The 26,018-nt window shown below is 35.0% G+C and carries 34 protein-coding genes and 1 pseudogene; 13 read left to right on the forward strand and 22 right to left on the reverse strand.

Features of this window, described 5'->3' with window-relative positions; genetic code table 11:
• Positions 1-94: 94 nt before the first annotated feature.
• The 4 genes from purC to F3J23_RS07450 all read right to left on the reverse strand — a co-directional run bounded on the left by purC (position 95) and on the right by F3J23_RS07450 (position 4,422).
• Positions 95-817 carry a phosphoribosylaminoimidazolesuccinocarboxamide synthase gene (gene purC / locus F3J23_RS07435; protein WP_167026423.1) on the reverse strand — a complete coding sequence of 241 codons (723 nt, stop codon included), beginning with the start codon at positions 815-817 and terminating at the stop codon, positions 95-97.
• 37 nt (positions 818-854) lie between these two features.
• Positions 855-1,550, reverse strand: a complete 696-nt coding sequence (locus F3J23_RS07440) for a DUF3307 domain-containing protein (protein ID WP_167026426.1) — start codon at positions 1,548-1,550, stop codon at positions 855-857.
• 2 nt (positions 1,551-1,552) lie between these two features.
• Positions 1,553-2,158 (reverse strand): SatD family protein, encoded by a 606-nt coding sequence (locus F3J23_RS07445; RefSeq protein WP_167026429.1) that lies wholly within the window; start codon positions 2,156-2,158, stop codon positions 1,553-1,555.
• A 353-nt stretch (positions 2,159-2,511) separates the two neighbouring features.
• Positions 2,512-4,422 carry an endonuclease gene (locus tag F3J23_RS07450; protein ID WP_167026433.1) on the reverse strand — a complete coding sequence of 637 codons (1,911 nt, stop codon included), beginning with the start codon at positions 4,420-4,422 and terminating at the stop codon, positions 2,512-2,514.
• 191 nt (positions 4,423-4,613) lie between these two features.
• Here F3J23_RS07450 and F3J23_RS07455 point away from each other — a divergent pair, with 191 nt between their 5' ends.
• The 9 genes from F3J23_RS07455 to F3J23_RS07500 all read left to right on the forward strand — a co-directional run bounded on the left by F3J23_RS07455 (position 4,614) and on the right by F3J23_RS07500 (position 13,095).
• Positions 4,614-5,753 carry an acyl-CoA dehydrogenase family protein gene (locus F3J23_RS07455; RefSeq protein ID WP_167026436.1) on the forward strand — a complete coding sequence of 380 codons (1,140 nt, stop codon included), beginning with the start codon at positions 4,614-4,616 and terminating at the stop codon, positions 5,751-5,753.
• Positions 5,754-6,118: 365 nt separating this feature from the next.
• On the forward strand, positions 6,119-9,046 hold the full coding sequence (locus F3J23_RS07465; RefSeq protein WP_167026440.1) for a reprolysin-like metallopeptidase: 2,928 nt from the start codon (positions 6,119-6,121) through the stop codon (positions 9,044-9,046).
• 427 nt (positions 9,047-9,473) lie between these two features.
• The gene (locus F3J23_RS07470) at positions 9,474-10,190 is read left to right on the forward strand and encodes a glycohydrolase toxin TNT-related protein (protein WP_167026443.1); all 717 of its coding nucleotides are present in this window, start codon (positions 9,474-9,476) and stop codon (positions 10,188-10,190) included.
• A gap of 11 nt (positions 10,191-10,201) precedes the next feature.
• Positions 10,202-10,621: a hypothetical protein gene (locus tag F3J23_RS07475; protein ID WP_167026446.1), complete on the forward strand. Its 420-nt coding sequence runs from the start codon at positions 10,202-10,204 to the stop codon at positions 10,619-10,621.
• Positions 10,622-10,847: 226 nt separating this feature from the next.
• Positions 10,848-11,315, forward strand: a complete 468-nt coding sequence (locus tag F3J23_RS07480) for a nucleoside triphosphate pyrophosphohydrolase family protein (protein ID WP_034694493.1) — start codon at positions 10,848-10,850, stop codon at positions 11,313-11,315.
• 3 nt (positions 11,316-11,318) lie between these two features.
• On the forward strand, positions 11,319-11,882 hold the full coding sequence (locus F3J23_RS07485; RefSeq protein ID WP_167026449.1) for a TlpA family protein disulfide reductase: 564 nt from the start codon (positions 11,319-11,321) through the stop codon (positions 11,880-11,882).
• Positions 11,883-11,885: 3 nt separating this feature from the next.
• Positions 11,886-12,491, forward strand: a complete 606-nt coding sequence (locus F3J23_RS07490) for a DUF4230 domain-containing protein (RefSeq protein WP_167026452.1) — start codon at positions 11,886-11,888, stop codon at positions 12,489-12,491.
• A 20-nt stretch (positions 12,492-12,511) separates the two neighbouring features.
• Entirely contained in the window at positions 12,512-12,847 is a 336-nt protein-coding gene (locus tag F3J23_RS07495) for a hypothetical protein (protein WP_167026455.1), read from the forward strand.
• 56 nt (positions 12,848-12,903) lie between these two features.
• On the forward strand, positions 12,904-13,095 hold the full coding sequence (locus tag F3J23_RS07500) for a hypothetical protein (RefSeq protein ID WP_167026458.1): 192 nt from the start codon (positions 12,904-12,906) through the stop codon (positions 13,093-13,095).
• 64 nt (positions 13,096-13,159) lie between these two features.
• Here the strand turns inward: F3J23_RS07500 and F3J23_RS07505 are convergent, their stop codons facing one another.
• A complete protein-coding gene (locus F3J23_RS07505) occupies positions 13,160-13,555 on the reverse strand; it encodes a hypothetical protein (RefSeq protein WP_410497570.1) in 396 nt (131 codons plus the stop codon).
• 83 nt (positions 13,556-13,638) lie between these two features.
• Between F3J23_RS07505 and F3J23_RS07510 the strand changes: the two genes are divergently transcribed.
• Positions 13,639-13,779 (forward strand): hypothetical protein, encoded by a 141-nt coding sequence (locus F3J23_RS07510; protein ID WP_167026461.1) that lies wholly within the window; start codon positions 13,639-13,641, stop codon positions 13,777-13,779.
• Positions 13,780-13,951: 172 nt separating this feature from the next.
• Positions 13,952-14,380: a hypothetical protein gene (locus tag F3J23_RS07515; protein WP_167026464.1), complete on the forward strand. Its 429-nt coding sequence runs from the start codon at positions 13,952-13,954 to the stop codon at positions 14,378-14,380.
• Between the two features lie 28 nt (positions 14,381-14,408).
• On the opposite strand, the gene F3J23_RS07520 is transcribed toward F3J23_RS07515, so the two are convergent.
• The 3 genes from F3J23_RS07520 to F3J23_RS07530 are packed head-to-tail and all read right to left on the reverse strand — an operon-like array spanning position 14,409 to position 15,957.
• Positions 14,409-14,744 (reverse strand): hypothetical protein, encoded by a 336-nt coding sequence (locus F3J23_RS07520; protein ID WP_167026466.1) that lies wholly within the window; start codon positions 14,742-14,744, stop codon positions 14,409-14,411.
• A 6-nt stretch (positions 14,745-14,750) separates the two neighbouring features.
• Positions 14,751-15,032, reverse strand: a complete 282-nt coding sequence (locus F3J23_RS07525) for a hypothetical protein (protein WP_167026469.1) — start codon at positions 15,030-15,032, stop codon at positions 14,751-14,753.
• The gene (locus tag F3J23_RS07530; RefSeq protein WP_317167699.1) at positions 15,010-15,957 is read right to left on the reverse strand and encodes an RHS repeat-associated core domain-containing protein; all 948 of its coding nucleotides are present in this window, start codon (positions 15,955-15,957) and stop codon (positions 15,010-15,012) included. Before F3J23_RS07530 ends, F3J23_RS07525 begins: the two co-directional genes overlap by 23 nt.
• Positions 15,958-16,040: 83 nt before the next feature.
• Here F3J23_RS07530 and F3J23_RS07535 point away from each other — a divergent pair, with 83 nt between their 5' ends.
• Positions 16,041-16,262 (forward strand): transcriptional regulator, encoded by a 222-nt coding sequence (locus tag F3J23_RS07535; RefSeq protein WP_167024623.1) that lies wholly within the window; start codon positions 16,041-16,043, stop codon positions 16,260-16,262.
• A 78-nt stretch (positions 16,263-16,340) separates the two neighbouring features.
• On the opposite strand, the gene F3J23_RS07540 is transcribed toward F3J23_RS07535, so the two are convergent.
• The 11 genes and pseudogenes from F3J23_RS07540 to F3J23_RS21615 form a co-directional block, all read right to left on the reverse strand.
• The gene (locus tag F3J23_RS07540) at positions 16,341-16,700 is read right to left on the reverse strand and encodes a hypothetical protein (RefSeq protein WP_167026472.1); all 360 of its coding nucleotides are present in this window, start codon (positions 16,698-16,700) and stop codon (positions 16,341-16,343) included.
• Positions 16,701-16,702: 2 nt separating this feature from the next.
• Positions 16,703-17,113 (reverse strand): hypothetical protein, encoded by a 411-nt coding sequence (locus tag F3J23_RS07545; RefSeq protein WP_410497573.1) that lies wholly within the window; start codon positions 17,111-17,113, stop codon positions 16,703-16,705.
• 120 nt (positions 17,114-17,233) lie between these two features.
• A complete protein-coding gene (locus F3J23_RS07550; protein WP_410497575.1) occupies positions 17,234-17,791 on the reverse strand; it encodes an RHS repeat domain-containing protein in 558 nt (185 codons plus the stop codon).
• On the reverse strand, positions 17,740-18,021 hold the full coding sequence (locus tag F3J23_RS21795) for a hypothetical protein (RefSeq protein ID WP_410497582.1): 282 nt from the start codon (positions 18,019-18,021) through the stop codon (positions 17,740-17,742). The genes F3J23_RS07550 and F3J23_RS21795 overlap by 52 nt, the downstream gene beginning before the upstream one ends.
• Before the next feature lie 216 nt (positions 18,022-18,237).
• Positions 18,238-18,798, reverse strand: coding sequence for a hypothetical protein (locus F3J23_RS07560; RefSeq protein WP_167026478.1), 561 nt, complete (start codon positions 18,796-18,798; stop codon positions 18,238-18,240).
• A 689-nt stretch (positions 18,799-19,487) separates the two neighbouring features.
• Entirely contained in the window at positions 19,488-19,787 is a 300-nt protein-coding gene (locus tag F3J23_RS07565; RefSeq protein ID WP_167026481.1) for a hypothetical protein, read from the reverse strand.
• A 375-nt stretch (positions 19,788-20,162) separates the two neighbouring features.
• Positions 20,163-20,345: pseudogene (locus F3J23_RS21800) on the reverse strand (RHS repeat-associated core domain-containing protein); the annotation flags it as partial.
• On the reverse strand, positions 20,344-20,694 hold the full coding sequence (locus tag F3J23_RS07575) for a hypothetical protein (protein ID WP_228455286.1): 351 nt from the start codon (positions 20,692-20,694) through the stop codon (positions 20,344-20,346). The pseudogene F3J23_RS21800 and the gene F3J23_RS07575, both read right to left, overlap by 2 nt.
• Positions 20,695-20,723: 29 nt before the next feature.
• Positions 20,724-20,948 carry a hypothetical protein gene (locus tag F3J23_RS07580; RefSeq protein WP_167026487.1) on the reverse strand — a complete coding sequence of 75 codons (225 nt, stop codon included), beginning with the start codon at positions 20,946-20,948 and terminating at the stop codon, positions 20,724-20,726.
• 21 nt (positions 20,949-20,969) lie between these two features.
• Positions 20,970-21,575 carry an RHS repeat-associated core domain-containing protein gene (locus tag F3J23_RS07585; protein WP_317167703.1) on the reverse strand — a complete coding sequence of 202 codons (606 nt, stop codon included), beginning with the start codon at positions 21,573-21,575 and terminating at the stop codon, positions 20,970-20,972.
• Positions 21,576-21,833, reverse strand: a complete 258-nt coding sequence (locus tag F3J23_RS21615) for a hypothetical protein (RefSeq protein WP_228455288.1) — start codon at positions 21,831-21,833, stop codon at positions 21,576-21,578.
• A gap of 17 nt (positions 21,834-21,850) precedes the next feature.
• Here F3J23_RS21615 and F3J23_RS07590 point away from each other — a divergent pair, with 17 nt between their 5' ends.
• The gene (locus F3J23_RS07590) at positions 21,851-22,072 is read left to right on the forward strand and encodes a transcriptional regulator (RefSeq protein ID WP_167024626.1); all 222 of its coding nucleotides are present in this window, start codon (positions 21,851-21,853) and stop codon (positions 22,070-22,072) included.
• A gap of 52 nt (positions 22,073-22,124) precedes the next feature.
• Here F3J23_RS07590 and F3J23_RS07595 read toward each other — a convergent pair whose 3' ends face one another.
• From F3J23_RS07595 to F3J23_RS07605, 3 genes are all read right to left on the reverse strand, one after another.
• Complete coding sequence (locus tag F3J23_RS07595) at positions 22,125-22,364, reverse strand: hypothetical protein (RefSeq protein ID WP_167026490.1); 240 nt, start codon at positions 22,362-22,364, stop codon at positions 22,125-22,127.
• A gap of 11 nt (positions 22,365-22,375) precedes the next feature.
• Positions 22,376-23,488, reverse strand: coding sequence for an RHS repeat-associated core domain-containing protein (locus F3J23_RS21805; RefSeq protein ID WP_410497578.1), 1,113 nt, complete (start codon positions 23,486-23,488; stop codon positions 22,376-22,378).
• An 875-nt stretch (positions 23,489-24,363) separates the two neighbouring features.
• On the reverse strand, positions 24,364-26,018 hold a 1,655-nt coding region (locus F3J23_RS07605), incomplete at its 5' end, for an RHS repeat domain-containing protein (protein WP_167026493.1).

Consider the following 26,018-nt stretch of genomic DNA (forward strand, 5'->3'; position numbering starts at 1 on the left):
ACTAAAAACTAACTTCAAATTTTAATTTTGTTTTAAACTAACAAAGTATTTTTTGGTGCTAATATCTGACATCTGATATCTAGCATCTGAAATCTTATTTTCCAAGAAAACTTTTAAGACGATTGTAGATCTCTACATATGCTTCCGTTACTTCTCCCAGGTCTCTTCTGAATCTGTCTTTATCAAGCTTCTTCATTGTATCTTTATCCCAAAGTCTGCATGTATCAGGAGAAATTTCGTCTGCTAAGATGATCTCGCCATCTGAAGTTTTTCCTAATTCAATTTTGAAATCTACCAGGATGATGTTGATCTTGTCAAACAGCTCTATAAGGATTTCATTGATATCCGAAGATAGTTCATACATTTCGTCAAGTTCCTCATAAGTAGCTGCTCCTAAGAAAACTGCATGGTGATCATTGATAAGCGGATCTCCCAATTCATCTTTTTTGTAGCAGATATCAAAGATGGTTACCGGAGATTTAATTCCTTCTTCCACTCCTAATCTTTGTGCCATACTTCCTGCAGAGTAGTTTCTTACTACCATTTCCAAAGGAATGATGGATACTTTTCTTACCAGCTGCTCTCTTTCGTCTAATTTTTGGATGAAATGAGTTTTAATCCCTTTTTCATTTAAGTATTCAAAAATAAGGGTTGTAATAGCGTTGTTCATTTCCCCTTTAAGGTCTACCTGACCTCTTTTTTGAGCGTTAAATGCTGTAGCATCGTCTTTGAAACGTACTACTACTTCATCAGGATTATCGGTAGCAAATACCTGTTTTGCTTTCCCCTCGTACAACATTTCTTTCTTTTGACTCATAATTTTTACTTTCTAAATTGTAGTTAGATTTATTGATTTATTTTATTATTATTCCTGTTAAGACAGCCAGCCCAAAACTCAGCAGTGTACCAATTAATACATATTCTGTGAGTTTTCTCTGTTTTGCCTGTGCAAGGTCACTGAATCTGAAAACAGATTTGGCAGCAACCATGAAACCTACGCCTTCCCAGTGATTCACCATGATAAAAGTGAAAACCAGCAGACGTTCTAAAATTCCGATATATTTTCCGGCACTTGTTAAAGATTCGGTTTGAATTGAGTTGGGGCCATCCGGAGCAGGAGTCCATGATGACAATAAGATTTTGATAAAAATGGAAGCAGGTGCTGTAAGAAACAATGCAGCCATCATTATTTTTAAAAAGTACTGATCCTGTAAAAATTCAAAACTGAATTCCTGGAAATAAAAAGAAATTCCTGCAATAACCAAAACATGAAGCAGCTGGTCAATAAAAAACCATCTTTTCTTCGTTTTTACCGTTTGAAAAGTAAGTTTTGCTGCATCAATGATAAAATGAGTGATTCCCACCAGAACAGCAACCCACCATAACTGTAAATCCCAAAGAAAAATAAGACTTAAAGCGATGTGAATCAGAATATGAAGGTATAAAAATTTACTTTTCAGTTTATAGTTCTCCTTATCAGCAACCCATGAATTTGGCTGAAGTATAAAATCTCCGAGTAGATGTGCCAATATGAGTTTGATGAAAATCATGCCTATAGTTCTGAGATTTTCTTTCTGAAATACTGATTGGTTTCCACGATGAGCTCATAGTTGGCTCGTTTCAGTCTCTGGCTTACAGAAGACTGTGATATAGCAAATCTCTTGGCAAGATCTTCCTGGGTGATATCCTGGTTCATGATCATCTCATGAATGATTTCGGCAGTCGCCATAGTCCAGTTGTCAAAATCTTTGGAAGACCATTTCAGCAGAATGTTAAGATCTCTGTCAACGGGGTCACTGGATGTTTTTATAGCAACCGTATGTCCGTCATTTTTAAGGTCGTTCAGTAATCTGCCGGAATGTACGTATGCGGTGCCGTTGGATTCGGTAATCTTTTCGGAAGAAAAACTTTCTTCACCTATACCTATGGCCATTCTTACGTCCAGATTTTCCTGGCTTTTAATAAGAGATTTAATGGCTAGAAAGTGCCAGAAAACAGAATCAATACTACATTTGAACTGAAATTCATCTCCTCTGTAGATTTCCCATGTGTGAGGAGCGCTTCCCCATGTTTCGAGAAGATTTTTAAGCTTGGTGATCCAAACTTCAGTGTCCGCATGCTGTGAATTTATAATATCACCGGTAATGACCGCTATCATACTGCAAATATAAGCATAAATACTTATAAATAAAAAATATAAGCGAAAACACTTATAGATATTGATTATTAGTGAATCTGCTTATATCGATGATACAGTAAATATAAGGGTTTTAATGCTTTAGGCAAAATCGTAAAATTGCAAAAAGATAAAATAATGTGATTATTTTTTACAGTGCTTGAATATTAACTCTACTTTTTTATTCTTTTTGATAAGAAGCTATTCCTGTTATCCGCTCATACTCCTCGCTCCCAGGCTGTCATCCTGAACATGCTGTGGGGTAACCGCTTCTACCAGGGCTATTTTTTAATCTTGACAGGTTTTCAAAACCTGTCAAGATTATTAGCTATAATTTACTTTTTAATAAACTGCTGTACTTTTTCGTCTAGCTTAAGGATATAAATACCTGTTGTAAGTCCCTGTACAGAAATATTCTTTTTATTTCGGAACGGATCTTTCTCAGTATAAATCACTTTTCCTGAAAGGTCTATGATTTGAGCTGTCTGTACCTTTTCCGTTTCTCCGCTTACATAAAGATTCTCGTAAGCCGGATTCGGATAAATCTTAAATTCTTTATTAGAAGCAATCACCTCTGAAGTAGACAATGTTCCCAGATTCTGGCAGTAATTGGATGGATAAGAATCCCATTCATTGATATCAAATGTATCAGCAGGCTTATTGATTGTACCTTTTCTGTATAAAGATACATTTCCGTTATTATTGATCGTATATTTTACTCCAATTGCATCTACAGTAACCGTTTTATTATAAGCAAGCTCTACATAATTTCCTCCAGAGAACAACATAGGATCGGAAGCCGTTACAAATTTTGCCTGAGCAGGAGTATAACATGACAATGTAGATTTTGGATTCAAAATAACAAAGGTTTCATTATTTCCTACCTTACCTTCCAGCTCATAAGTATCTCCGCTATAAATAGCTCCCGAGGTATTATTTTTAAACTGAATATTAATCCTGTAATTATTTAGATTAACTTCATGTCCTGTTTTGTTAACAATTTCCAATGCATTATTCTTAATGGTATTGTTATTCGTTCCTGATATATACTTTGTGATCATAAGATCAGGTGCATAAGAATCTGAAGCAATAGTTGCAGTTGTAACCATATTACTGAAAGGAGATTCAAGGTATGCTTTATCAAAAGCTTTCACTGTAAAAGTATACGTTGTTGACGGATTCAGGTGGTCTATACTTATAGATGTTCCTTTGGTAAAAGCAACAGGTGTTGTTGATCCGTTCATATAGATTCTATATCCCAGCACATCCGTATCCGGGGAAGCGGTCCAGTTCAGATTAACAAAATAGGCATTTTGTTGTGTTGAAACTAGTGATCCCGGAGCTGCAGGGGCAATATTGTCCGGAGTTTCAGACCAGATCATATCAACCCATTCAGGATGATCAATAAATGGATTTCTGTTTTTCTGAAGATTATATATCGTATTATTTCTATCAATTTCCCTTTGAGAAACAGGATCTGCGGCGCTCCACTGCTTCAGCATGGCAACATACGGAAGGTCAATCGCTCTTTCTTCTGTTCCATCCAACGGGCATTGATCTGTTGCAGGCGTTATGTTAGCTGACGCACTGTAAGCAGTATTGAATGAACCTAGCTTTCCTTCATATCTCACCGCAAAATATAATAATGTTCTTGCGATGTCTCCTTTAAATTCATTAATGGGCTCGTAAACTCTTCCTGTATAAGGGTAGTTAGGAATTGCCGCATTGGATATTCTCGACGTATTGGTAAAGATATAATGATTTGTATTATTTCCTATTCCATAAGGATAATTACTTCTCCTCTGATTAATAAAGGCATCAACAGGAATAATAAAATTAAGATCTGAATACATTGGATAATCACTGATGGAAGAACTTGTACTAAATGTACTTTGTGGCATCATATGCTCTCGATTGTATCCCAAACCTTCAGCACCAGCCCCTGCTATAAGCTGATCTGCTGTATACTCATAAGCATCCGGCCCTGATGGGATTTCCGAATATATATCCAGCAGATATTGAGTATTTGTAGCATCATGATCATAATATTTGTCAAGATCAGTTTGGCCATACAATACTTTAAGATCATCATAATGCCAGTTAATCATTTTTTCCGAAATAATATCGTGCAGTTTCGACTTCAGGGCATAGCCCGTCAATCCAGCTGTTCCATCATAATATCCGGCAGGAGCCTGCGCAGCAATATAAGAGGAAATCAAAATAATAGGAAGTAGAATTTTTTTCATGCCATAAAAATTGGGCGACTAAAATAGTAAAATAAAAAATGTAAAAACCTGAAAATTTTATTAATAAAACATTAAATCTCAAAATATTAAAATTTGAAATTATACATTTTAATTCTTGAAATATTATGAATGCAATAATTTTTTTTAGCATTCCGCCAATTTGGTTATCTTTGGGAACTAACTATTATTATATGAATACAGAGACTATTGACAACATCAAAATGATAGCGGAAACGGCTAGAGAATTTGCAGAGAAGAATATCAGACCGAATATTATGGAATGGGATGAAAGCCAAACTTTCCCGAAGGACTTATTCCACCAGCTGGGTGAGATGGGTTTTATGGGAATTGTAGTTCCTGAACAATATGGAGGTTCCGGTTTAGGTTATCATGAATATGTTACGATTCTGGATGAAATCTCTCAGGTTGACCCATCAATCGGTCTTTCTGTAGCAGCACATAACTCACTTTGTACCAATCACATTTATGAATTCGGTAACGAAGAGCAAAGACATAAATGGCTTCCACAACTGGCTTCAGGAAAAGTAATTGGAGCTTGGGGACTTACGGAACACAATACAGGTTCGGATTCAGGAGGAATGTCTACTACAGCTGTAAAAGATGGTGATGAATGGATTATCAACGGTGCTAAAAATTTCATTACCCACGCTATTTCAGGAGATATTGCTGTTGTAATGACCAGAACGGGTGAAAAAGGAGCTAAAAACAATTCTACAGCTTTCGTTTTAGAAAAAGGAATGCCGGGCTTCACATCCGGAAAAAAAGAAAATAAGTTAGGAATGCGTGCTTCCGAAACTGCAGAATTAATTTTTGACAATGTTCGAGTACCGGATTCTCACCGTTTAGGAGAAGTTGGAGAAGGTTTCAAACAGGCTATGAAAGTTTTGGATGGCGGTAGAATTTCCATCGCAGCTTTAAGTTTAGGAACTGCAAGAGGAGCTTATAAAGCGGCCTTAAAATATGCAAAAGAAAGACATCAGTTCGGAAAATCAATCTCTGAATTCCAGGCAATCAACTTTATGCTGGCAGACATGGCCACGGAAATTGATGCGGCCGAACTTCTTATTCAAAGAGCTGCCACTCTGAAAAATGCAAAACAGAAAATGACAAAAGAAGGAGCTATGGCCAAGCTATATGCTTCTGAAGCTTGTGTGAGAATTTCTAACAATGCGGTTCAGATTTTCGGTGGTTATGGATATACAAAAGACTTCCCGGCTGAAAAATTCTACAGAGATTCCAAGCTTTGTACAATTGGTGAGGGAACTTCTGAGATCCAGAGACTGGTAATCGGAAGAGATATTACAAAATAACCCGAAAAAACCTATACAAATGATTAAACAGGCAAGAAGTTACCTCAATAATCATTTATAGTATTATAGTATCACAGAGGTGAGCTGGTGGTCTATTTAAGATCAACAGGGAATAAAATTCCGGGGCTCTACGGACCTTCCACTGATGATAAAGTGTAATTGAAAGATTATAAAATTCACTACATAAAGAATGACATACACACATCTGTATGTCATTTTTCTTTTACTGACCGCTCTTTTCAATTATGTTCAATGCATTACATAATATTTTGAACAAACATTCTAAAATCATCTTAAAAAATTTTATTTTTCGTAACATATTTTTTATTAGCTTTGATATTCCACAATCAAAATTAATATTTAATATGAAAAAACAATTAACCCTGATCGGAATGCTCCTTATTTCGGGTGTTTCTTTCGCGCAGACTGATCGTCTTTGGTCTGAAGGTTCAAAAAAAAACCCTTCAGAGATCTTTGAAAACAAGTCAGGCATCAACAATCCCAAGGTGTACAGCCTAAATATAGAAGGATTGAAAAATGTATTGGCAAAAGCTCCTAAAAGACTGGCAGCAGGCGAAAAATCTGAACTCATCATCTCTTTTCCTAACTCTGACGGCAGAATGGAAAATTTTAAAGTGAGGGAGAATTCCAACTTTGTCCCTGAACTGGCAGCAAAATATCCGGACATTAAATCCTACGTAGGCCAAGGCCTGGATGATCCTAATTCTACAGTTTACTTCAGTGTTTCTTCACTTGGATTATCTTCAATGGAAATTTACGGTGATAAATCAGCCGTATTTATCGAACCTTACTCCAAAGATCTTTCGACCTATGTAGTATACAGAAAATCTGATAAAAAGGACGCTCTGAATAAATTTGAATGTACGGTAGTAGATGCTGCAAAAAAAGGTGTTGATAATTCGGCACTGGCAAGACCCAATGCTGATGACGCCAAACTGAGAACATTCAGACTGGCTTTATCTTGTACAGGGGAATACGCCGTGTATTTCGGAGGAACAAAAGCCCAGGCATTAGCCGCAATGAATAATACAATGACCCGTGTAAACGGTGTTTTTGAAAAGGACTTCGCTGCAAGAATGGTTCTGATCGCTAATAACGACGCTGTTATCTACACGAATGCTTCTACTGACCCATATTCTGCTGCTTCAGGAATGAGCAGCTGGAATTCTCAATTACAAAGCACGCTAACTTCTGTAATTGGTGAAGCCAATTATGATATCGGACATTTATTCGGAGCTTCAGGTGGTGGTGGAAATGCAGGATGCATCGGATGTATCTGTACCAATGGATCAAAAGGAAGCGGATATACCTCTCCGGCAGATGCCATTCCTTCGGGAGACAATTTCGACATCGATTATGTAGCTCACGAAATGGGTCATCAATTCGGCGGAAACCACACATTCTCGATGAGTAATGAAGGTACAGGAGCTAATATGGAACCAGGTTCAGGATCAACAATTATGGGATATGCAGGGATTACCAGCCAGGATGTACAACCACATTCTGATGCATTTTTCCATGCTATCAGTATTCAGCAGATCACTAACAATATTAAAGCTAAAACCTGCTCTGTAAACACCAATACAGGAAATTCAATTCCAACAGCGAATGCAGGTTTAGATTACACTATTCCAAAAGGCACTCCGTTCGTTCTTACAGGTACAGGAACAGATGCAGACGGAGATTCTTTAACATATATCTGGGAGCAGATGGACAACGCTTCTTCTTCCCAGACAGGAGCAAGTTCCGCAGCCAGTGCAACGAAAGCTTCAGGACCTAATTTCAGATCATGGGTTCCTACCACTTCCCCGGTAAGGTATTTCCCAAGAATGGCTTCCGTATTAACAGGTGCAACTACTACAGCTGGAACAGAAATCACTGTTGAGGCGTTATCTTCGGTAGCCAGAACATTAAATTTTAGATTTACCGTTCGCGACAACAAAGCAGGAGGTTCAGGAAACAATTCTGATGATGCTGTAATTACCGTGAATTCTACAGCAGGACCATTTACTGTTACTTCTCAAAATTCAGCAACAACCTACGCAGGAGGAAGCTCACAAACTGTTACCTGGGATATAGCCGGAACTACTGCAAATGGTGTAAACACAGCTAATGTAGATATTCTTTGGTCTACAGACAGCGGAAATACATGGTCTACTCTATTGGCAGGAACTCCAAATGATGGTTCACAGGCTGTTATCATTCCTAATTCTACCACTTCAACGGGGAGAATCATGGTAAAAGGCTCCAATCATATTTTCTTTGATGTAAATAATGCCAATATCACAGTAAATGCAGGCTCAGGAACTCCAGATACTGTTGCTCCTACAGCTCCTACCCTTGCTGCTTCAGGAACAACTGCTACAACAACTAATCTTTCATGGTCAGGTGCTACTGATAATGTAGGTGTTACCGGATATGATGTATATCAGGGAGCTTCATTGATAGGCTCTACAGCATCTACAACTTATACTGTAACAGGATTAAGCCCATCTACCACTTATTCTTTCTCTGTTAAAGCTAAAGATGCAGCAGGAAATGCTTCAGTTTCCAGCAATACGGTAAATGTGACTACTCTTGCCGGAGGAACTGTTACTTATTGCTCTTCTTCAGCATCCAATACAGCAGACGAAAGAATCGGAAATGTGACATTTGGAAGTATCAACAATACTTCAACAGGAACTGCAGGATATGAAAACTTCACTTCTGTTTCTACTAATGTTACCAGAGGAAATACTTACACTATTTCTATAACTCCTGTATGGACTTCTACAAAATATAGCGAAGCGTATGCTGTTTACATTGATTACAACGGAAATGGAAACTTCACAGACAGTGGAGAATTAGTATGGTCAAAAGCAGGATCTACCACAAGTCCGGTTACAGGATCTATTACAATTCCTGCAACTGCCACTATCGGATCTACAAGAATGAGAGTAATGATGAAATACAGCTCTATTCCTACATCATCATGTGAAGCTTATACGTACGGCCAGGTAGAAGATTATACACTTAATATCATTTCTTCCGGAAAAGGAGATCTATCCAACACAAAAGATCTGATTACTGATATTAAACTTTATCCAAACCCTGCAAAAGATTTATTACATATTTCAAATACGACGTCTGAAGATTATAAAATCTTCGATATGGGTGGAAAACTAATAGATTCAGGAAAACTTCAAAGAGGAACTGTTAATGTAAGCAACCTGATCAAAGGTGCTTATATGCTCCAAGTAGGAGAAACAACAAAGAGATTTGTTAAAAACTAATCTTTTTTAAAATTAAACGATGTGAAAGGCTGTTCGGTTTCGGACAGCCTTTTTTATTCATACTCAGAGAGTTTTATCAAATATTAAAATATATTTAATCCGCAAAAACACATTTATTAATATATAAAATTTATAAATAATGCTTTATGTAAAAATAATTATTGAATAATTTACTTTTTTAATTTAAATTTATCACCTAATTATCATTGTATCGTCACCCGACTTGTATTTAAAGGAACTAATAAATTATTTTTGATTTAATAGCTTCTTTGATTATACCTTTTGATGCAATTTTAATGTACATTCTATTACTATTTTCCTTTTTCGTCATAGATATTAGATAAACTTTTGTAAAGACCATGTTTCAAAGAGGTCATCTCCTTTAAATACCTCGTTAAATTTTTAAACTATTTAAAAACTTTATACTATGAAACATTTATTTAAGTATTTATTTTTCCTGACTATTACTTCCTTCTCGGTTGCCTGTAGTTCAGACAGAAGAGATGAAGAAGCTGATATAAATCCGGACGTAACAACAGTGTTCTACAAGAATGCTGATGAGCTGGCAACAACTTACGACCCTAACGGAACTGTAAATGCAACCCTCAGAAATCAAGCCTATGACCTGTATAAAAGGGGTAAATGGAACGAATTGGAATCTCTTTTTAAGGCTAATAATTTAAATGGCGGATGGCCGCCAGCCAATGGAGGTTACAATATTGTTGATGAAGTTCCATTGCAGGCAGGGCAGAAATTTGACCGATACAGCGGAGCTGTAGGCAGCTATAACGGAAACGGAGTTCCTACTTTAGGCGGAAGCTTTACCAGTCCGATTATTAACGGATATACGTATACTTTTACACAAAGGGCCTTAAATCAGTCTGAAGACAAATATGATTTTTACTATGAAATTGATGTTCTGAATAATTCCATGCAGTTTAAAACCCAGACCGCAGATATTATTCCGTGGTTTGGTCAGGCAGGAAAGGGAAAACAGGCTATGTGGAAAATTCCGATCGACATTACAACCGGCTATCAGAAAACATGGAATAAGCTTGCGCAAGAAGGATATGTAAAAATTACAATTAAGAAGAGTCCTAGCGGAAAATATCCTAACTTAGTAGGCACAGTTATTCAGCCGTAAATAAAATTCAGATGTATTCCATAACAAAGAAAATCAATCCCGGAAAAAAAGCCCTCGTGGCAAAAAATGTTTTCATTAATGATGAAACCATTCCCTCATCCAAAACGCAGTTTATCTGCTGTGATTGCAGCCACGAAAATACAATTGAAATCATTCCGTATCAATCCGGATTTCCTATTTTTCAAATCTATGATCATAATCGTGTGCTTTCTAAAGAGGAATTGTTAATCAATAATATGACTCACAAAACTTCTGAAAGCATGATACATTTCGGGGAATTAACGGTTAATGATTTACCCACTTTATATTTCGGAACGGCGTGTAAAACCTGCCCTTCAAAATATATTTGCGTATTCAGTTACGGAGAGAGACAGCCGGGCTTAACGGTTTTAAATATTTCCGGTATCTGGAAATATGAAGAATCAGTGTAATCAGTATCCAATACAAATACAAAAAAACCACAATTTAAATATTGTGGTTTTTTTATTGCTGAATCCTTAACCATCATCCGGATTCTTTGAAACCTGAGAGTACATTTTACTTTATGAAAATTCATCTAGAAATATAGTTTTTTCCCTTATTTCATCAATACATTTTGCCTTGTAGATTTCACAATTTACAAATCGTTTTCTATCTTTGTCGTAAATAAAAAAATTCATGGATAAAATTGATAGTCTGAACCAAGTAGCAGAATTCCATACTACTTTCAAAGCCCCTATTTTAGATACCCCACAAATTCCTTCCCCGGAAAGATGCAATCTCAGAGTAGAACTTCTTCAGGAAGAACTGAATGAGCTGAAACAGGCAATTGCAGATAATAATATTGTAGAAATTGCAGATGCATTATGTGATCTTCAGTACGTTTTGAGCGGCGCAGTTCTTGAATTCGGACTTGGCAATAAATTTGTAGAGCTATTCAACGAAGTTCAGCGTTCTAACATGTCGAAAGCGTGTGATAATGAAGAACAGGCAAAAGAAACTGTTGAATTTTACAAAGAGAAGGAAGTAGAATCTTTTTATGAAAAGTCTGGAGAAAAGTTCAATGTTTACAGACAGGCAGATCATAAAGTATTGAAAAACAAATACTACTCTCCTGCCGATTTAAAATCAATTATCGAAAAATAAAATATGAAGAAATTTATTACCAATATTGTTGCCTTTTCAAGCTTATTTTTGGCTGTTCAGCAGCTTAGTGCCCAGAAAGTGGTGGTAAACCGTGAAGTGGAGACCCAGAAAGACGGGAAAATGCTTTTGGGAAATCAACTGAAAGAACAGTTTTTAAAAGCTCCTTATGCAGATTGGTATGTAAAAGAACATGATGAATATGCTCTTGATCAAAAGGCTGTTAGTGAGCTGAGAAAAGAAAGAATCGGCTCTTATGATATTCTTGTATTCATGGGAACATGGTGCGAGGACAGCCACAGAGATTTCCCAAGACTGATGAAGATCCTGGAAGCCGTAAGCTATCCTGACAGTAAGCTTACCATTATTGCTGTTAACCGCAAAAAAGAATCTCCAACCGGAGATGAAGGTCTTTATAATATTCAAAAAGTTCCTACCATCATTGTAAAACGATATGGAAAAGAGGTGGGAAGAATTGTAGAAATGCCTACTACCGGATATATTGAAAGAGACCTGGTTGAAATTCTGAAAAAGAATGATTCTTCTGTAATTAAAGAAATTTTTAAATAGATTTTGAGAAATTATAAAACAATTCTATCGTTTGCAGCGGGTGCCGGGGTAATGCTCCTTCTGTTTTTTGGCTTAAAATCCTGCCTGAATCTTGGTGGAAAAACCGAGAAGTCGGATTATTATATCCTGACCAATCAGATTTCCAAAATGAATAAAATGGTGGTTATTGAACAGAATACCTCGAGTATGCAGAAAACCAAAATGGGTTATGAGGTATTTGGAAAAGAGGTTTCAAGCAACAGTATTATTACTTATACCAAGACCAATGCACAGGTTTCTTACGATCTTAATAAAATGAAGATCGAGGTAGATTCTATCAATAAAAAGCTGATAATTTCTGAACTTCCTGATGCAGACATAAGAATTACGCCCAGTGTTGAGATCCAATCTCTTGATGATTCTTTCTTCAACAGGATTTCTGAAAAAGATATTAAAAACGTAACTGAAAAAGCTAAGGAAACGGCTGTAAAATCTATTGATCAGAACCAATTGAGAAACGAAGGGCGTAAACAGTTAATGGAAAACCTCGATAATATTTTTGTGTTAGCGAAAGCACTGAATTATACCATTGAGGATAAAACCGGAAAGATTGGTGTTTTGGGGCTTTAAAGAGCAAACTTATTGAATTAATGATGAAATTAAGACTTTTAAAAATTATCAATCGTATTTCGTCAATGCTTTTTCTCCTTTCCGGGCTATTGATTTGCTATGGAGTTTTTATAGGAAATCATAATAATATTCTGATCAATATTTTTGTGGGAAGCTGTTTTATAGGGTTTGGTATTTTTAATTTCTTTAAAATGAAAACTTTTATTTCCATTTTTGAAAATTCGGAAGAGAATTCAAAATATAAAATAGAAATGTATGAACTTGCATCTCAAATATTTGTGTTTTTAGTTTCTCTTATTACTATTTCAGGTATTGCATCAAGAGTCTTTATGGAAAAAACATCCGTTTTTGATTGATTTTTTGTTTTGGCAAACACTTTGAATAATATTATGAAACATTAGAATTTAAAGTCATGGATTCAAAAGGAAACAATAAAAACAAAGAATCTGCTAATGCCGCAGAAACGAAGAAGCAAAATGAGGATTTCCAGGGTATTCCTGCAACCTCAAAAAAGAGCAATCCGCCTGATATAGACAGAGAAGATATTCAGAAAGCGTCCAAAAATAAATCGGGAAAAACGGATAATACAAAAAGATCAAAGTAACCTTGAGGTTTTATATAATAAATTCCTTCCCATTTACGGAAGGAATTTCTTTTTTACGACACCGTTATATTAATCCCTTTGAAGCCGCATCAGAAGGTAAATCTTTAGCAACAGGAATATTATAATTCTTAATATAATCATACATCCCGCTTTCCTGCAATTCTTTACCGTTGTATTTGTATTGATACATAGAATTTCCCGCCAAAGGATTATACCCCTCATGTTTCAATCCGAATGGATAGTAATTGTTTTCCTCTAGAACTTCTATTCCGCTTCCATTATGGAAATAGCTTAATCTTACATTTCCTAAATGGTCTGTATAGTTGTAAATATACTTATTATTTTCAAAATTAAAGTACCCCTCAGAGGTAGGAACAAATTTCAGGCTTCCTTCTGTATACTGGAAGCCATCCAGATAATCTGTGGCCAAGCCTGCGGTTCCATATTTTCTGATCTTCACCCCGTCGGAACGGTAGATATAATTGGTAATTTTCGCATCCTAGGTAACCTGCCCGGGTAAATTCAAATAATTATATTGAATTGATGCTTTCCAAGCTTTTTAATCAGGCTGCAGATCAGATCATCCTAAACTATGAAAATATTATTCCTGAAGAAGTTTTGATCTTCTCCCAAAAAACCGACCTCTCCCTGACCTCTTTAATGATATTCAAAAATGAATATTAATTCCATCTTTTTTCGATATGTACTTTTTTATGTAATAAGGTTCTCCTAAATTTGTTTTTACTTTAAGTTATACATAGATAACATATTTAATATCAGAAATAAAATAAATACTCTCAGAAAAAAGAGAATTTTGCTACGTGGACATTGTACTAAAAAAATTGAAAATAATATTATGAAGAAATATATTATAATACTGATTTCTTTTCTTTTTATTGGCTGTAGTTATGATAAAATTTATGAAAACAGAGAATCCGATAAACAAGAAGCTCAAAAGATAACTGACAGATTCTATTCTTTAATAAAACAAAATAACAAAGAGGAGGCATTTAAATTATTTAATCAAGAAACAACAAGCAAAGAAAAATTTTATATGATCTATGATAAAGTAGAAAATGAAAACGGAGCAATAAAAGATTACAAACTTTCTGCTTGGCAAACTTTTATTGTTAAAGGGACAAATTCAAAAGCTGATTATCTATTAACATATGATGTAACCCGGAATATCTCTAACACCAAAGAGTTTTTTTTAATGCAAAAGGAAAATGATACCATTAAAATAATAAAATCTCGAATAGACTTCGACATTATACAAAAAAAATAAACGTGGAAAAATTTTCCACGTTTATTTTTCATTTATACAATTTCCCTTCACAATACCAATCATGATTAATAATAGTATCCTTTTTATGAATAGCAAAAGCTAATTCTCCTTTTTTCTTAACTATTGTGTCTCCAACTTCTACTTCATTAGAATCAACAATCCAATTATTGTGTACCATAATATTTGTTTTTTTGTGTGCTACAGGAGCAAAGCCGTTTATTTTTATCCATGTTAAATCTATATTTTGTTCTTCAACAATAATATTATAATCATCAGAATAGAACGCTAGTTTTACATTATTACAATCGGACTTTCTACAGGAAAATGTAAAAAAAACAACACTTAAATATGTAAATAATTTCATTCTTATTTAATCTAATTGTGGAGATTTACCAATTCTAAAATACTGTGAATTAGCTTTCATCCAGTTACTAATACTCATAGTTTGAGTTCTTGCTCTTCCCACTACAAAACCTGCTTGCAAATTTAAGCTTCTGGTTACTGTCCCATACTCTACACGCTGACCATTTTTAGTACTTACACTATGTTCACCACCAACAACATATGAACCTGAAATAGCTGTGGATTCCCCTTCTGCATCTGCAAAAACATTAGTAAATGCTTGCCCATTAGGGCATTGTGCCAAAGGCATTCATTTGATTAAATTGAAAACCTACTCCTATACTTGGTAAATCCAGATCTCCGTAAGTTCCAAACAAATTTGCTTGTTCAGTACCTAAGTTATAAGCTAAGGTTAAGCTTACTGAACTCTGGGCAAAGGCTCCTCCAAAAGTAATTCCTATAGCATATTTTCCAAACATAGCAAATTCAGCAGCTCCAAGTCTTGTTCTTGCAGCTTGAAGATTTCTTTCTTTAACAACACTTTTAGGAGTTATTTTAACTTCTCCAATATCATACACTCTTCCATCAGCAATAGGCTTTCCTCCAGAAGATTCATCATAAACCACTCCGTCTGCGGCATAATTTAAGCTACCCTGCTGAGCAGTCTCTCCCACATAGCTTCCTTTAATGCCCTTATCATCTAAATCCCGCTGACTTTTAACATCATATCTAAATTCCATTTGTCCCATAGAATTATTAAACCAGTCTGTTCCTTGTCTTCCATCCGGATCAACAAACATAATCGGATTGTCTAAAGCATAAGTATAAGTCGAAAATCTTCTTGATTTTTCTGCGAGTTCATCCACAACTCCCCATCTTCCAATATCCGGCATATAGAATCTTGCACCATAATCATACATCCCCGTCTCTTGGAGTTCTTTGCCGTTGTATTTGTACTTATAAGAAGGATTTCCCGCCAAAGGATTATATCCCTCATGTTTCAATCCGAATGGATAGTAATTGTTTTCCTCTAGAACTTCTATTCCGCTTCCATTGTGGAAATAACTTAATCTTACATTTCCTAAATGGTCTGTATAGTTGTAAATATACTTATTATTTTCAAAATTAAAGTACCCTTCAGAGGTAGGAACAAATTTCAGACTTCCTTCTGTATACTGGAAGCCATCCAGATAATCTGTGGCCAAGCCTGCGGTTCCATATTTTCTGATTTTCACCCCGTCGGAACGGTAGATATAATTGGTAATTTTCGCATCCTGAGTAACCTGCCCGGGTAAATTTAGATAATTATATTGAATTGATGCTTTCCAAGCTTTTTAATCAGGCTGCAGATCAGATCCTGAACTATGAAAATATAATTCCTAAAGAGATTGTAATTGAAGATAAATTGACTCTCGAACAAATGGAACTTATTCAACAGCTCGACGAAGAAGATAAAAGCACCGTCTTTAAAATCATTGATAAAATGCTTACCACCAAAAAATTTAAAGATTTCTTTAATAAAAACGCAGCAGCTTTATAAAACAAAAACCCTCGCAAAATGCGAAGGTTTTCTTTATTTTATCTGCCACATGATACAATCGTGCGGTAGCGGAGATTATTAATCTTCTGATCTATAAAAATTTAATACTTCTCCTGTATTTTTATTAATATTGATATATATCTTACAATATCTACAATTGTAACTTTTTACCACTATATGCCAAACTTTATTATCTGCAATCAAGCTTACTTGATAAGGTTTAGCTTTCTCAGGTTCAAGAAAATTTCGTTTTTTGATTAAAATATCAACATACCTTACTGCTGAATCTTCATCCGGCATTACATCAATTCCATAACGATATGCAATTGTACAGGGCAACTGATCTATCCCCCTGTTTTCATCTTTACATTTTTTATCCTCTTGAGCTATAATGAATAAAGGTATAAAGCATAGTGCCATTAAAACTTTTTTTATCATAATTAATATCTTTTAGTATAATCGTTAAGACTAAAGCCATTGGGCAATACATTAGGCATCGTGGTAGGAGGAATATTGTTAAGTCGTAATCCTTTCGATGCGGGATCAGAAGGAAAATCCTTAGCCACCGGAACATCATAATTTTTAATAGGAACTCCGCCCGCATCTACTTTCCCAGAATTAGAGCTATTACTAACGCCTGGGCTATACTCTCTTAATCCACCGTCTGGAGTAGCTACATATCCAACAACAGGTTTACCATAACCGCTGTCCACTTTTTTACCACCTGTTTCTGTTAAAGTATTCTTGTAAATAGAAATATCTTGAGGAGAGAATTGGTTTGCACTACTGTAGTCCTTTCCATCAATTGGTACTACGAAAACGTCTCCTGCATGTGTATGTCCATCACCCACGATCGTACCTAATTTTGAGACTGCAGCTACTTGCTCTGGAGTAACATTTCCTGCCATACCTGCAGATCCAACTTCAGGAACGGAATAGCTGTAGTAAGTTTCTCCATTCTTATCAGTTGCTTAGTAAAACATTGTACGAAGCTCTACGTCATAATTAATTGATAGACCATTATATTGCTTTCCAAAATCATTTGCTGCTGACCTTAAAGTTTTAAATCTATCTCCTGGATCCATAACTTGCATTCCATCCGGATCAATAAATCTCAGTGGATTATTCATTACGTAATTGTATGGACTCCATCTTCTGTATTGTTCTGCCAACGGATCCACCACACCCCATCTTCCAATATCAGGCATATACATCCTCGCTCCATAATCATACATACCCGTTTCCTGCAATTCCTTCCCATTGTACTTGTATTGATACATAGGATTTCCTGCCAAAGGATTATACCCCTCATGTTTCAATCCGAATGGATAGTAATTGTTTTCCTCTAGAACTTCTATTCCGCTTCCATTGTGGAAATAGCTTAATCTTACGTTTCCTAAATGGTCTGTAAAATTGTAAACATACCGGTTCAGTAAGGCATCATAATAGCCTTCTGAAGTGGGGATTATTCTTAATTTTAATTCAGGAATTTCATTAGGATCAGGTTGATAAATACCTCCCCATTCCATGATTCAATCCCAAATGTTGATTTATACTGTAATCTATCCAGATAATCCGTTTCTAAACTTTTAAAGAGCTTCTTCACCTTTACTCCATCTGCTCTATAAATATATTGAGTGATATTGGAGTCCTGAATAATCTGCTTTGGTAAATTTAAATAATTATATTGAATGGAAGAAATCCCTTTATCAGGATGGTTGCTCATATCTCCCACGTAGTCATCGGTAGATATGAGCATGAGGAATTAAAACCATCTATTGAGATGGCTACACAACTGGTGGAAGTTCTGGAAGTTTCTTTGGATTATCTTATAGGTTCTACAGATGTTCTTTTGGAAACAATACTTTTTTCCAAAATCCTTGACATCTAAAAACTAAAAAGGAACGACAGACAACACGTCTTCGTTCTCCTTGATGCTTTCCTTAAGCAAACATTTTATAAATAACAAGGTCACTTAATAAGTGGCTTTGTTTATTTTAATTGTTTTAAAAATTTCTAAAAATCTTTTTTTATTTTCTTCGCTTAAATCATTACTAACTATTGCAAATTTATTCTTATGAATATCTACACTATCAAAATAAATCCCTATTGATCCTTTATTAGGTTTCTTAGGAAGCATTATCTGGGCAATATTTTTATTTATAGTATCGTAATAGTAATAATTATCATTGAATATTCCATTTTTATAGTCACCGTCCAAATATTTGGAGTAGTAAATCTTAGCTCCTTTTGAACTAACTTTGTCATAAATTTCTTTTTCTTCAGTGATAGAGTAATTTTCAGTAAAAGGTTTATAGTAAGCTCCCAAATAAACTGAACCAATATTTTTCTCGTGGAAAAATATATCATAAACACTTGTATCTATACTATTGTTTTTTTTTAGTACAAAGTTTGATGGAACTTCAAAACTTACATTTCTAATATTCATTTTTTCAGATATATAGTCTTTTTCTTGCTGTTGACAAGAATTAACTACAATTATTAAAACTATTAATGTGATAAATCTTTTCATCATTTCTATCGAGTATTTGCATTATTAAAATTTTCAACAGCTTTTTTTAATTCTGATGATCTTCTAAAATTTAGGTTATTTCCAGGTGTAGAAGCTTTGTATACATCTCCTTCATTCACATTTAAAGGAACCCAAGCTGCTTCCGCTTTCTCTTGTGTAGTTACATTGAAAAGCCCATTATTTACTGAACGATGAAACAGTTGCTATTAAAGATAAGGAACTTCTGAAAAAATTTGAAGCCATACAGGAGATGAGTGAAGAAGACAAAGCTCTGGTAACAAGATTTCTTGATCTTACCATAAGGGATTTTAATGCAAGAAAAGCCTATAAGTAAGTTTTGCTTTATTATAAAACACAAAACCCACCGCTTTGCGGTGAGTTATTTATTGTTGCTCACGGATTACAAATCCGCGAGATCGGGTCTCATTTTATAAAGAAAAAATAAATAAAAAAAATAATTAAAGGCATTGACAAGATAACATTTAAAATACTACGCTTATTATAAAATATATTCTTCACTATAACAATTAATGAAAATATTAACCCTATAATTATTATTGGAAATAAGATTAAACTCATTAATCCATTTTGAGGACTATAAGAATATATTAATTGTTCTACATTTATCAAATAATATTTAATCATATTAATTAAAAATATGACGAATGATAGTATTGATAATAATTTATCATTTATTTTTTCCATCCCACTCTATTATAATTGTAACCAGTAGTATATGCTTTTTTGTCTGTTGCAGTATCTTTTCCATCAAATCTTATTCTGCTATTGAAATTTGCACCTTTTTCCAAAACATCCAAAGGAGCTCCAATCATTTGGAAAGCCTTCCCTGTCATAAAATTCCCTCCATCATATACGTTGTATAAAGTATTGCTTCCTTCAAATTTCACAAAACCTCCCGTTCCATCCTCGGGAACATTTGTAGCCCCACGTAAAGCCGGATAATTTCCACCATCTCTAACAAGAGCTCCCATTTCTCCAGCGAAATCAAATTCTCCATTACCTAAAGATCACATATATGTCATCCACGGAAACATAATGAATGATTGCTCTCCAAAAGCTTGAAGATATTGTGCTTTATCTTTTATATCTCCAATTCCAAGTTTATTAAAAGCATCTGCCATATCTTGAGCCGAATAAGGCGTAAATAATCTGACTTCTGCATCTTGTACTTCATAATCTGTCATTGTACCTGCGTAATCAACAGGCTCTTGTAACTGCTTTTGGTCTGCCACAGGATCATTTAGATTTAACTGATTTCCCTGTTCAACAACAACATGGGGACCTTCTTGAGGAGTAATAGATTGAACGTAGCCTTGTGAATTAACTTTAATAATATCTTCATTCTGTCTACCATCCGGATCAATAAACCTTATAGGATTATTATAAGCATAATTATAAGTAGACCAACGACGTAAAGTTTCCGCCAGCGGGTCTACAACACCCCATCTCCCAATATCCGGCATATAGAATCTCGCTCCATAATCATACATACCCGTCTCTTGCAACTCCTTACCATTGTACTTATACTTATTGCATTCTTTTCTCAAACGTTACTTTACCGTCCTCAATATTGTAAGGGTAAATCGCTTGATATTTATCTTCTTCTGAAAGGAAAATTTCTATTACTAAAACATCCTTACCGTCAACTCTTCCGTCTAGAGCAATAGCTGAAGCTCTTATATCTTCGTCTTGTAAATCCTGAGCAACCCCTTTCAAAAGTATGTTGTACATTTCTTCTGAAGATGTGCTTTCGGAATAACTTGCGATATCTGTAATTTCTCCATTACTTCTAACGTATGCTCCAAATGGCGCAAATTCTCCATTCTCCCTTAAAAAAAGCTCTGCTCTTTGCTGTATCAAACCAATTAGGTTTTCCATATTATTCATTAATGTATCACTTTAAATTTTTAAGCACAATTTGGATTATTCTTACACCAATCAACTTTTTTTGGTTGTGGAAAAAGATTGGCTGGAGGAGGAGTATTAACTTTGATATTATCCGTTTTTGTAGGTGTAAATCTTTGAATTTTTATTCCTGAGTTTTCTAATGGTTTAGATGTCTTCGCCCCTTCGTTTATACGTAAAAGTGCTTCCGCACCATTGCCTTTAGATATTTCTAATTGTCCCCTCAATTGTTTTGTAAGCGACTGTCTTTATACATTTTTAATTTCAACAGTACCACCATCCTTTTTTACAGCATCTGGAATAGTTCTTTCTAGTTTACCTGTTCTAGGGTCTTTAAATTCAAAAGTTCTATTGTTTTTTTCTAATCCCATTTGCTCAAGCTGTTGCTTTTCAACATTTCGACCATTTTGAAAATGTTCTTGAGATTTAGACAATATTTCTCCTATTTTGGTAGTAATTTCTACCACAGGGCTAGGTCTTACATTAGAACCGCCTTCAAGCATTGGCATAAATCTCATTAAACCGCCAAAGAAAGGTCCACAACATTGCTCAGAACCACCGCCGTCATCAATCACATCTTCCGGTTCCATTCCGGTCGGGTCTGTATTTCGGATTGGGTTATTGAATGCGTAGGCATAAGGCGACATCCAAGGCATCTTTTCAGCAAGCGGGCCGATTTGTAAAAATCCCGGTGCATCTGTCATTAACTGGCGCGCCTGATAATCATAAAAACCCGTCTCCTGAAGTTCTTTGCCGTTGTACTTGTATTGATACATAGGATTTCCTACCAAAGGATTATATCCCTCATGTTTCAATCCGAATGGATAGTAATTGTTTTCCTCTAGAACTTCTATTCAGCTTCCATTGTGGAAATAGCTTAATCTTACACTTCCTAAATGGTCTGTATAGTTGTAAATATACTTATTATTTTCAAAATTAAAGTACCCCTCAGAGGTAGGAACAAATTTCAGACTTCCTTCTATATATTGGAAGCCATCCAGATAATCTGTGGCCAGGCCTGCGGTTCCATATTTTCTGATCTTCACTCCGTCGGAACGGTAGATGTAATTGGTAATTTTCGCATCCTGGGTAACCTGCCCGGGTAAATTCAAATAATTATATTGAATTGATGCTTTCCAAGCTTTTTAATCAGGCTGCAGATCAGATCCTGAACTATGAAAATATAATTCCTAAAGAGATTGTAATTGAAGATAAATTGACTCTCGAACAAATGGAACTTATTCAACAGCTCGACAAAGAAGATAAAAGCACCGTCTTTAAAATCATTGATAAAATGCTTACCACCAAAAAATTTAAAGATTTCTTTAATAAAAACGCAGCAGCTTTATAAAACAAAAACCCTCGCAAAATGCGAGGGTTTTTGTTTTCAGGCAAGCAAAAGTTTATAAAAGATGAAATAAATCTAATAAATATACTACTCCAAAAGATAAAAGAATAAAAACTATAAGTCCTATAAAAAAATTATAAAATCCTTGAGAAAAACTAGAACCTATATCTTCTTTATCATTTTCAAAATCTCCTTTTTTCAGATTCTTATTAAAAATCTTGAAAAAATAATACCTTGTATTCAATCCTAAAAATTGGGTAATTAGCCCTCCGAATATTATTTCAAGTAAAGTCATAATAATTATTATTAATCAAACTGTGGACGATAACCTACATTTCTTCTCAACCATGTTCTAACAGGACTATCTGGTTTTGCAGCATTTCCAGCAGCGGTAACGATAGGTCTTACGATCATTCCTTTTCCTACAGTTCCATTTACAGCATCTACTCCTCTGTTTAAGGTATTGTTAATTACTCCTCTTGCTCCGGTAGCAGGTGCAAATCTACTCAGTATACTTAATCCTTCAGGCATAAGAGAGTTTACAGCTTTAGCTCCTCTTGCATAAGGAGCCGCTGTAGCTACTGTATTCACCAAAGCATCCGCTTGTTGGTAATTAGGCGTGCCATCCAAATTTCCATAGTTTCCTCCTAAGGGGTTTGACCATTCGGGTCTTTCCATTAGTCCTCCATCAAAAATTTGTGCAGTGACGTAAGCATTATTAGCGATTCCGTATGAAAATTTTGCAAAGAAATTGCTTGAATTAGCCCATTTTTCAGTTAAATCTAATTTGTGTTCATTCATAAATGTACCAGATGGAGCATTAATTGTTGTTCCCGCACCTGTAACAAATGTATTGTTTATACCTGAACCATCGGAATTGTTAGTTACAGAACCATCGCTATTTAAAGAATAACTATATCCACCCATTCCTAAAGTGGATTCTCTAGAAATTGTAGCAGAAGAAGTAACAGCAGTTACATCTTGATAACCTGCGGCTTCTGCCTGAGCAACCGTTTGTATGCTTGGATCATATGTCCAGGTTGACGCTCCGTTAGAAGTTTGTCTAACCCAGTCCGTACCTTGTCTTCCATCCGGATCAATAAATCTAATTGGATTATTAAACGCATAATTATAAGGACTATAACGAGTCATCTTTTCTGCAAGAGGATCAACAACACCCCACCTTCCCAAGTCAGGCATATACATTCTTGCTCCATAATCATACATACCCGTCTCTTGCAACTCCTTCCCATTGTACTTGTATTGATACATAGGGTTCCCTGCCAAAGGATTATACCCCTCATGTTTCAATCCGAATGGATAGTAATTGTTTTCCTCAATGATCTCTGTTCCTGCTCCATTTTTAGCATAGCTTAATCTGGTATTTCCAAGGTGATCTGTATAGTTTTCCAGTCTCAAAATTAAAGTACCCTTCTGCCGTTGGTAAGAATTCTAATACAGAATCAGTATACTGGAAACCATCGAGATAATCTGTAGTTTCCGTTCCAAAAACCTTTCTTACTTTTACTCCGTCTGCTCTGTAAATATAGTCTGTTTGAAGACTTCATAATTGCCAGCTTATTGTTTCTTTTGAAAAATATTCTTTGAGACTTAATTCACACCATTGGCAGACCGTTTTCAATCGTTTGATAATAAGTCTAAAGATTTTTCCTAAATCAAATCTTGTAGAAAATCCTCGCTTGCCTTTGCTTAAATGAGGTAAAATCCATTTTTCCAGTTTATCTTTGCTTACGAGTTCCAGATTTTAGTTCTTTTTTTTGCAACTCTAAATTGCTAATTTCCTGGAAACTCATTTTCTAAATAAGTTTAAACAGGTTCATTATATAGTTGTATACAAGTAGAGGAAAATACCCGCCAGTAAAAGATTCTTCTTATTAAATTTCAATTTGTGATAGCTTGTTATAAAGTTCTTCTTTAGATATAATTTTTTGAAATTATTATCATTTTTTGACCCTCTCTTATAAAAACTGCCTTTAAAAAGCTCCTAACTTTCTGGGACAGTTTAATTATTTTTTATTTACCTATAACAAAAGCCAAATAAAAATATAGAAATAAAATTATTAAACCTGTTATTATTTTATAGTTACTGTCAACCCTTTTTATATAAATGTAACAATGAATAATACCAACACAAAAATAAAGTATTTCAAGTATCAAAACCTTTTTATAATCAAATCGCCCACTTGATCCAAAAATCCCTATGTAAGTTAGTCCAAAAATAAAAAACAAAATAATCGGAATAATTACATTTCCTATTAATATTAATATATTTCTCATTGAGTTACGGTTACAGTTATATTATATTTTTTCTTCATTTCTTGTATAAAATTATTTACAACTTGTTGACTTGTACCTCCTTTTAAGAAGGAAGATGTGAATGATTTTAAATCATTCTGAAAGCCCTCGACATAATGAGCTTCAGGAACCATACCTCCAATTCCTTCATTCGAAGTAAAAGCACCTTTTGCACCCTTCATTTTATTTCCAGATAACCAGTCTTTAGTATGGTCTTGGGTATAAGTATCCACTCCATCAACAGCACTTAATTTTCCAGATTGGTGAGGTGCCATATTATAAGAAAACTCTACCTCATTAGCAGCGTCTGCAAATAAATCAGCATTCTCATTAATCATTTGAACTAATCGTTCTGTATATCCTTGACCAAATGCAGCTCCCCTGCTATGAGTATATATTTGTATTTTTTCTATAATTTTCCCTGTCTTTGGATCTTTTGCTAACTTTGATAAAATATTTTGAAATTCTTTATCGGTCATAGCCATTCTACCTGCTTGAATTCTATTGATAGGATCATTACCCCATATCCAACTACCTTTCTTGATACTCCAATTTCCTGAAAAATCTTGTTGTGCATATCTATCTCCATCTACATAATGGAATTCCCCTCCTGGATTAGGAATGCCTGAACCTTTTATTGTATTTATTATTGATGATGTCCAATAATTTGAACTTGCTCTTAATGATTCTGATTCAACTCGTCCATTAATTAAAATAGGAAGTTCACCATCTTTATCTAAATAAAGAATAGGGCTATTAAGAGCATATACATATGGAGATGAACTCTCTAATAATTCACTTTTCGGGTCTATCGTTCCCCACCTTCCTATATCCGGCATATAGAATCTTGCACCATAATCATACATCCCCGTCTCTTGGAGTTCTTTGCCGTTGTATTTGTACTTATAAGAAGGATTTCCTACCAAAGGATTATATCCCTCATGTTTCAATCCGAATGGATAGTAATTGTTTTCCTCTAGAACTTCTATTCCGCTTCCATTGTGGAAATAGCTTAATCTTACATTTCCTAAATGGTCTGTATAGTTGTAAATATACTTATTATTTTCAAAATTAAAGTACCCTTCAGAGGTAGGAACAAATTTCAGACTTCCTTCTGTATACTGGAAGCCATCCAGATAATCTGTGGCCAGGCCTGCGGTTCCATATTTTCTAACCTTCACCCCGTCGGAACGGTAGATATAATTGGTAATTTTCGCATCCTGGGTAACCTGCCCCGGTAAATTCAAATAATTATACCTGATCGAGGAAATTCCTTTATCGGGATGAATCGTCATATTCCCGTTGTCATCATAGGTGATTTCATTGCCTCCTATGGGATAGCCAGAGGGGTTCATATAAGCATCGGATACTTTATCCAACTTGTTTCCTGTGTAATTGTACACCAGGTTATCAATCACCAACGCTGTGGTGCTTCCCGGAAGTATTCCCTGAGTTCTTATCAAGTTCAGGATGTTTCCGTTCAGATCATATGCGAAAAGTTCATTATACTCCTGAGCGGAAGGATTGCTGTCTTTCTGGTAAAAGCCTGCGGTAAGCCTGTTCAGATTATCATACACATAACCGTATCTTCTCAGATTGTCATTGGTAACTGTGGATGTTTTCCAATCGATCT

Origin of the sequence: Chryseobacterium sp. Tr-659, from assembly GCF_011752975.1 — a bacterium.
In the GTDB taxonomy this organism is placed as follows: domain Bacteria; phylum Bacteroidota; class Bacteroidia; order Flavobacteriales; family Weeksellaceae; genus Chryseobacterium.

Bases quoted from the DNA above. Each gene is read 5' to 3' on its own strand.
- purC (WP_167026423.1), bottom strand. From the start codon at position 817: ATGAGTCAAAAGAAAGAAATGTTGTACGAGGGGAAAGCAAAACAGGTA.
- F3J23_RS07440 (WP_167026426.1), bottom strand. From the start codon at position 1,550: ATGATTTTCATCAAACTCATATTGGCACATCTACTCGGAGATTTTATA.
- F3J23_RS07445 (WP_167026429.1), bottom strand. From the start codon at position 2,158: ATGATAGCGGTCATTACCGGTGATATTATAAATTCACAGCATGCGGAC.
- F3J23_RS07450 (WP_167026433.1), bottom strand. From the start codon at position 4,422: ATGAAAAAAATTCTACTTCCTATTATTTTGATTTCCTCTTATATTGCT.
- F3J23_RS07455 (WP_167026436.1), top strand. From the start codon at position 4,614: ATGAATACAGAGACTATTGACAACATCAAAATGATAGCGGAAACGGCT.
- F3J23_RS07465 (WP_167026440.1), top strand. From the start codon at position 6,119: ATGAAAAAACAATTAACCCTGATCGGAATGCTCCTTATTTCGGGTGTT.
- F3J23_RS07470 (WP_167026443.1), top strand. From the start codon at position 9,474: ATGAAACATTTATTTAAGTATTTATTTTTCCTGACTATTACTTCCTTC.
- F3J23_RS07475 (WP_167026446.1), top strand. From the start codon at position 10,202: ATGTATTCCATAACAAAGAAAATCAATCCCGGAAAAAAAGCCCTCGTG.
- F3J23_RS07480 (WP_034694493.1), top strand. From the start codon at position 10,848: ATGGATAAAATTGATAGTCTGAACCAAGTAGCAGAATTCCATACTACT.
- F3J23_RS07485 (WP_167026449.1), top strand. From the start codon at position 11,319: ATGAAGAAATTTATTACCAATATTGTTGCCTTTTCAAGCTTATTTTTG.
- F3J23_RS07495 (WP_167026455.1), top strand. From the start codon at position 12,512: ATGATGAAATTAAGACTTTTAAAAATTATCAATCGTATTTCGTCAATG.
- F3J23_RS07500 (WP_167026458.1), top strand. From the start codon at position 12,904: ATGGATTCAAAAGGAAACAATAAAAACAAAGAATCTGCTAATGCCGCA.
- F3J23_RS07510 (WP_167026461.1), top strand. From the start codon at position 13,639: ATGCTTTCCAAGCTTTTTAATCAGGCTGCAGATCAGATCATCCTAAAC.
- F3J23_RS07515 (WP_167026464.1), top strand. From the start codon at position 13,952: ATGAAGAAATATATTATAATACTGATTTCTTTTCTTTTTATTGGCTGT.
- F3J23_RS07520 (WP_167026466.1), bottom strand. From the start codon at position 14,744: ATGAAATTATTTACATATTTAAGTGTTGTTTTTTTTACATTTTCCTGT.
- F3J23_RS07525 (WP_167026469.1), bottom strand. From the start codon at position 15,032: ATGCCTTTGGCACAATGCCCTAATGGGCAAGCATTTACTAATGTTTTT.
- F3J23_RS07535 (WP_167024623.1), top strand. From the start codon at position 16,041: ATGCTTTCCAAGCTTTTTAATCAGGCTGCAGATCAGATCCTGAACTAT.
- F3J23_RS07540 (WP_167026472.1), bottom strand. From the start codon at position 16,700: ATGATAAAAAAAGTTTTAATGGCACTATGCTTTATACCTTTATTCATT.
- F3J23_RS07550 (WP_410497575.1), bottom strand. From the start codon at position 17,791: ATGGAATGGGGAGGTATTTATCAACCTGATCCTAATGAAATTCCTGAA.
- F3J23_RS21795 (WP_410497582.1), bottom strand. From the start codon at position 18,021: ATGCTCATATCTACCGATGACTACGTGGGAGATATGAGCAACCATCCT.
- F3J23_RS07560 (WP_167026478.1), bottom strand. From the start codon at position 18,798: ATGATGAAAAGATTTATCACATTAATAGTTTTAATAATTGTAGTTAAT.
- F3J23_RS07565 (WP_167026481.1), bottom strand. From the start codon at position 19,787: ATGGGAGCTCTTGTTAGAGATGGTGGAAATTATCCGGCTTTACGTGGG.
- F3J23_RS07575 (WP_228455286.1), bottom strand. From the start codon at position 20,694: ATGGAAAACCTAATTGGTTTGATACAGCAAAGAGCAGAGCTTTTTTTA.
- F3J23_RS07590 (WP_167024626.1), top strand. From the start codon at position 21,851: ATGCTTTCCAAGCTTTTTAATCAGGCTGCAGATCAGATCCTGAACTAT.
- F3J23_RS07595 (WP_167026490.1), bottom strand. From the start codon at position 22,364: ATGACTTTACTTGAAATAATATTCGGAGGGCTAATTACCCAATTTTTA.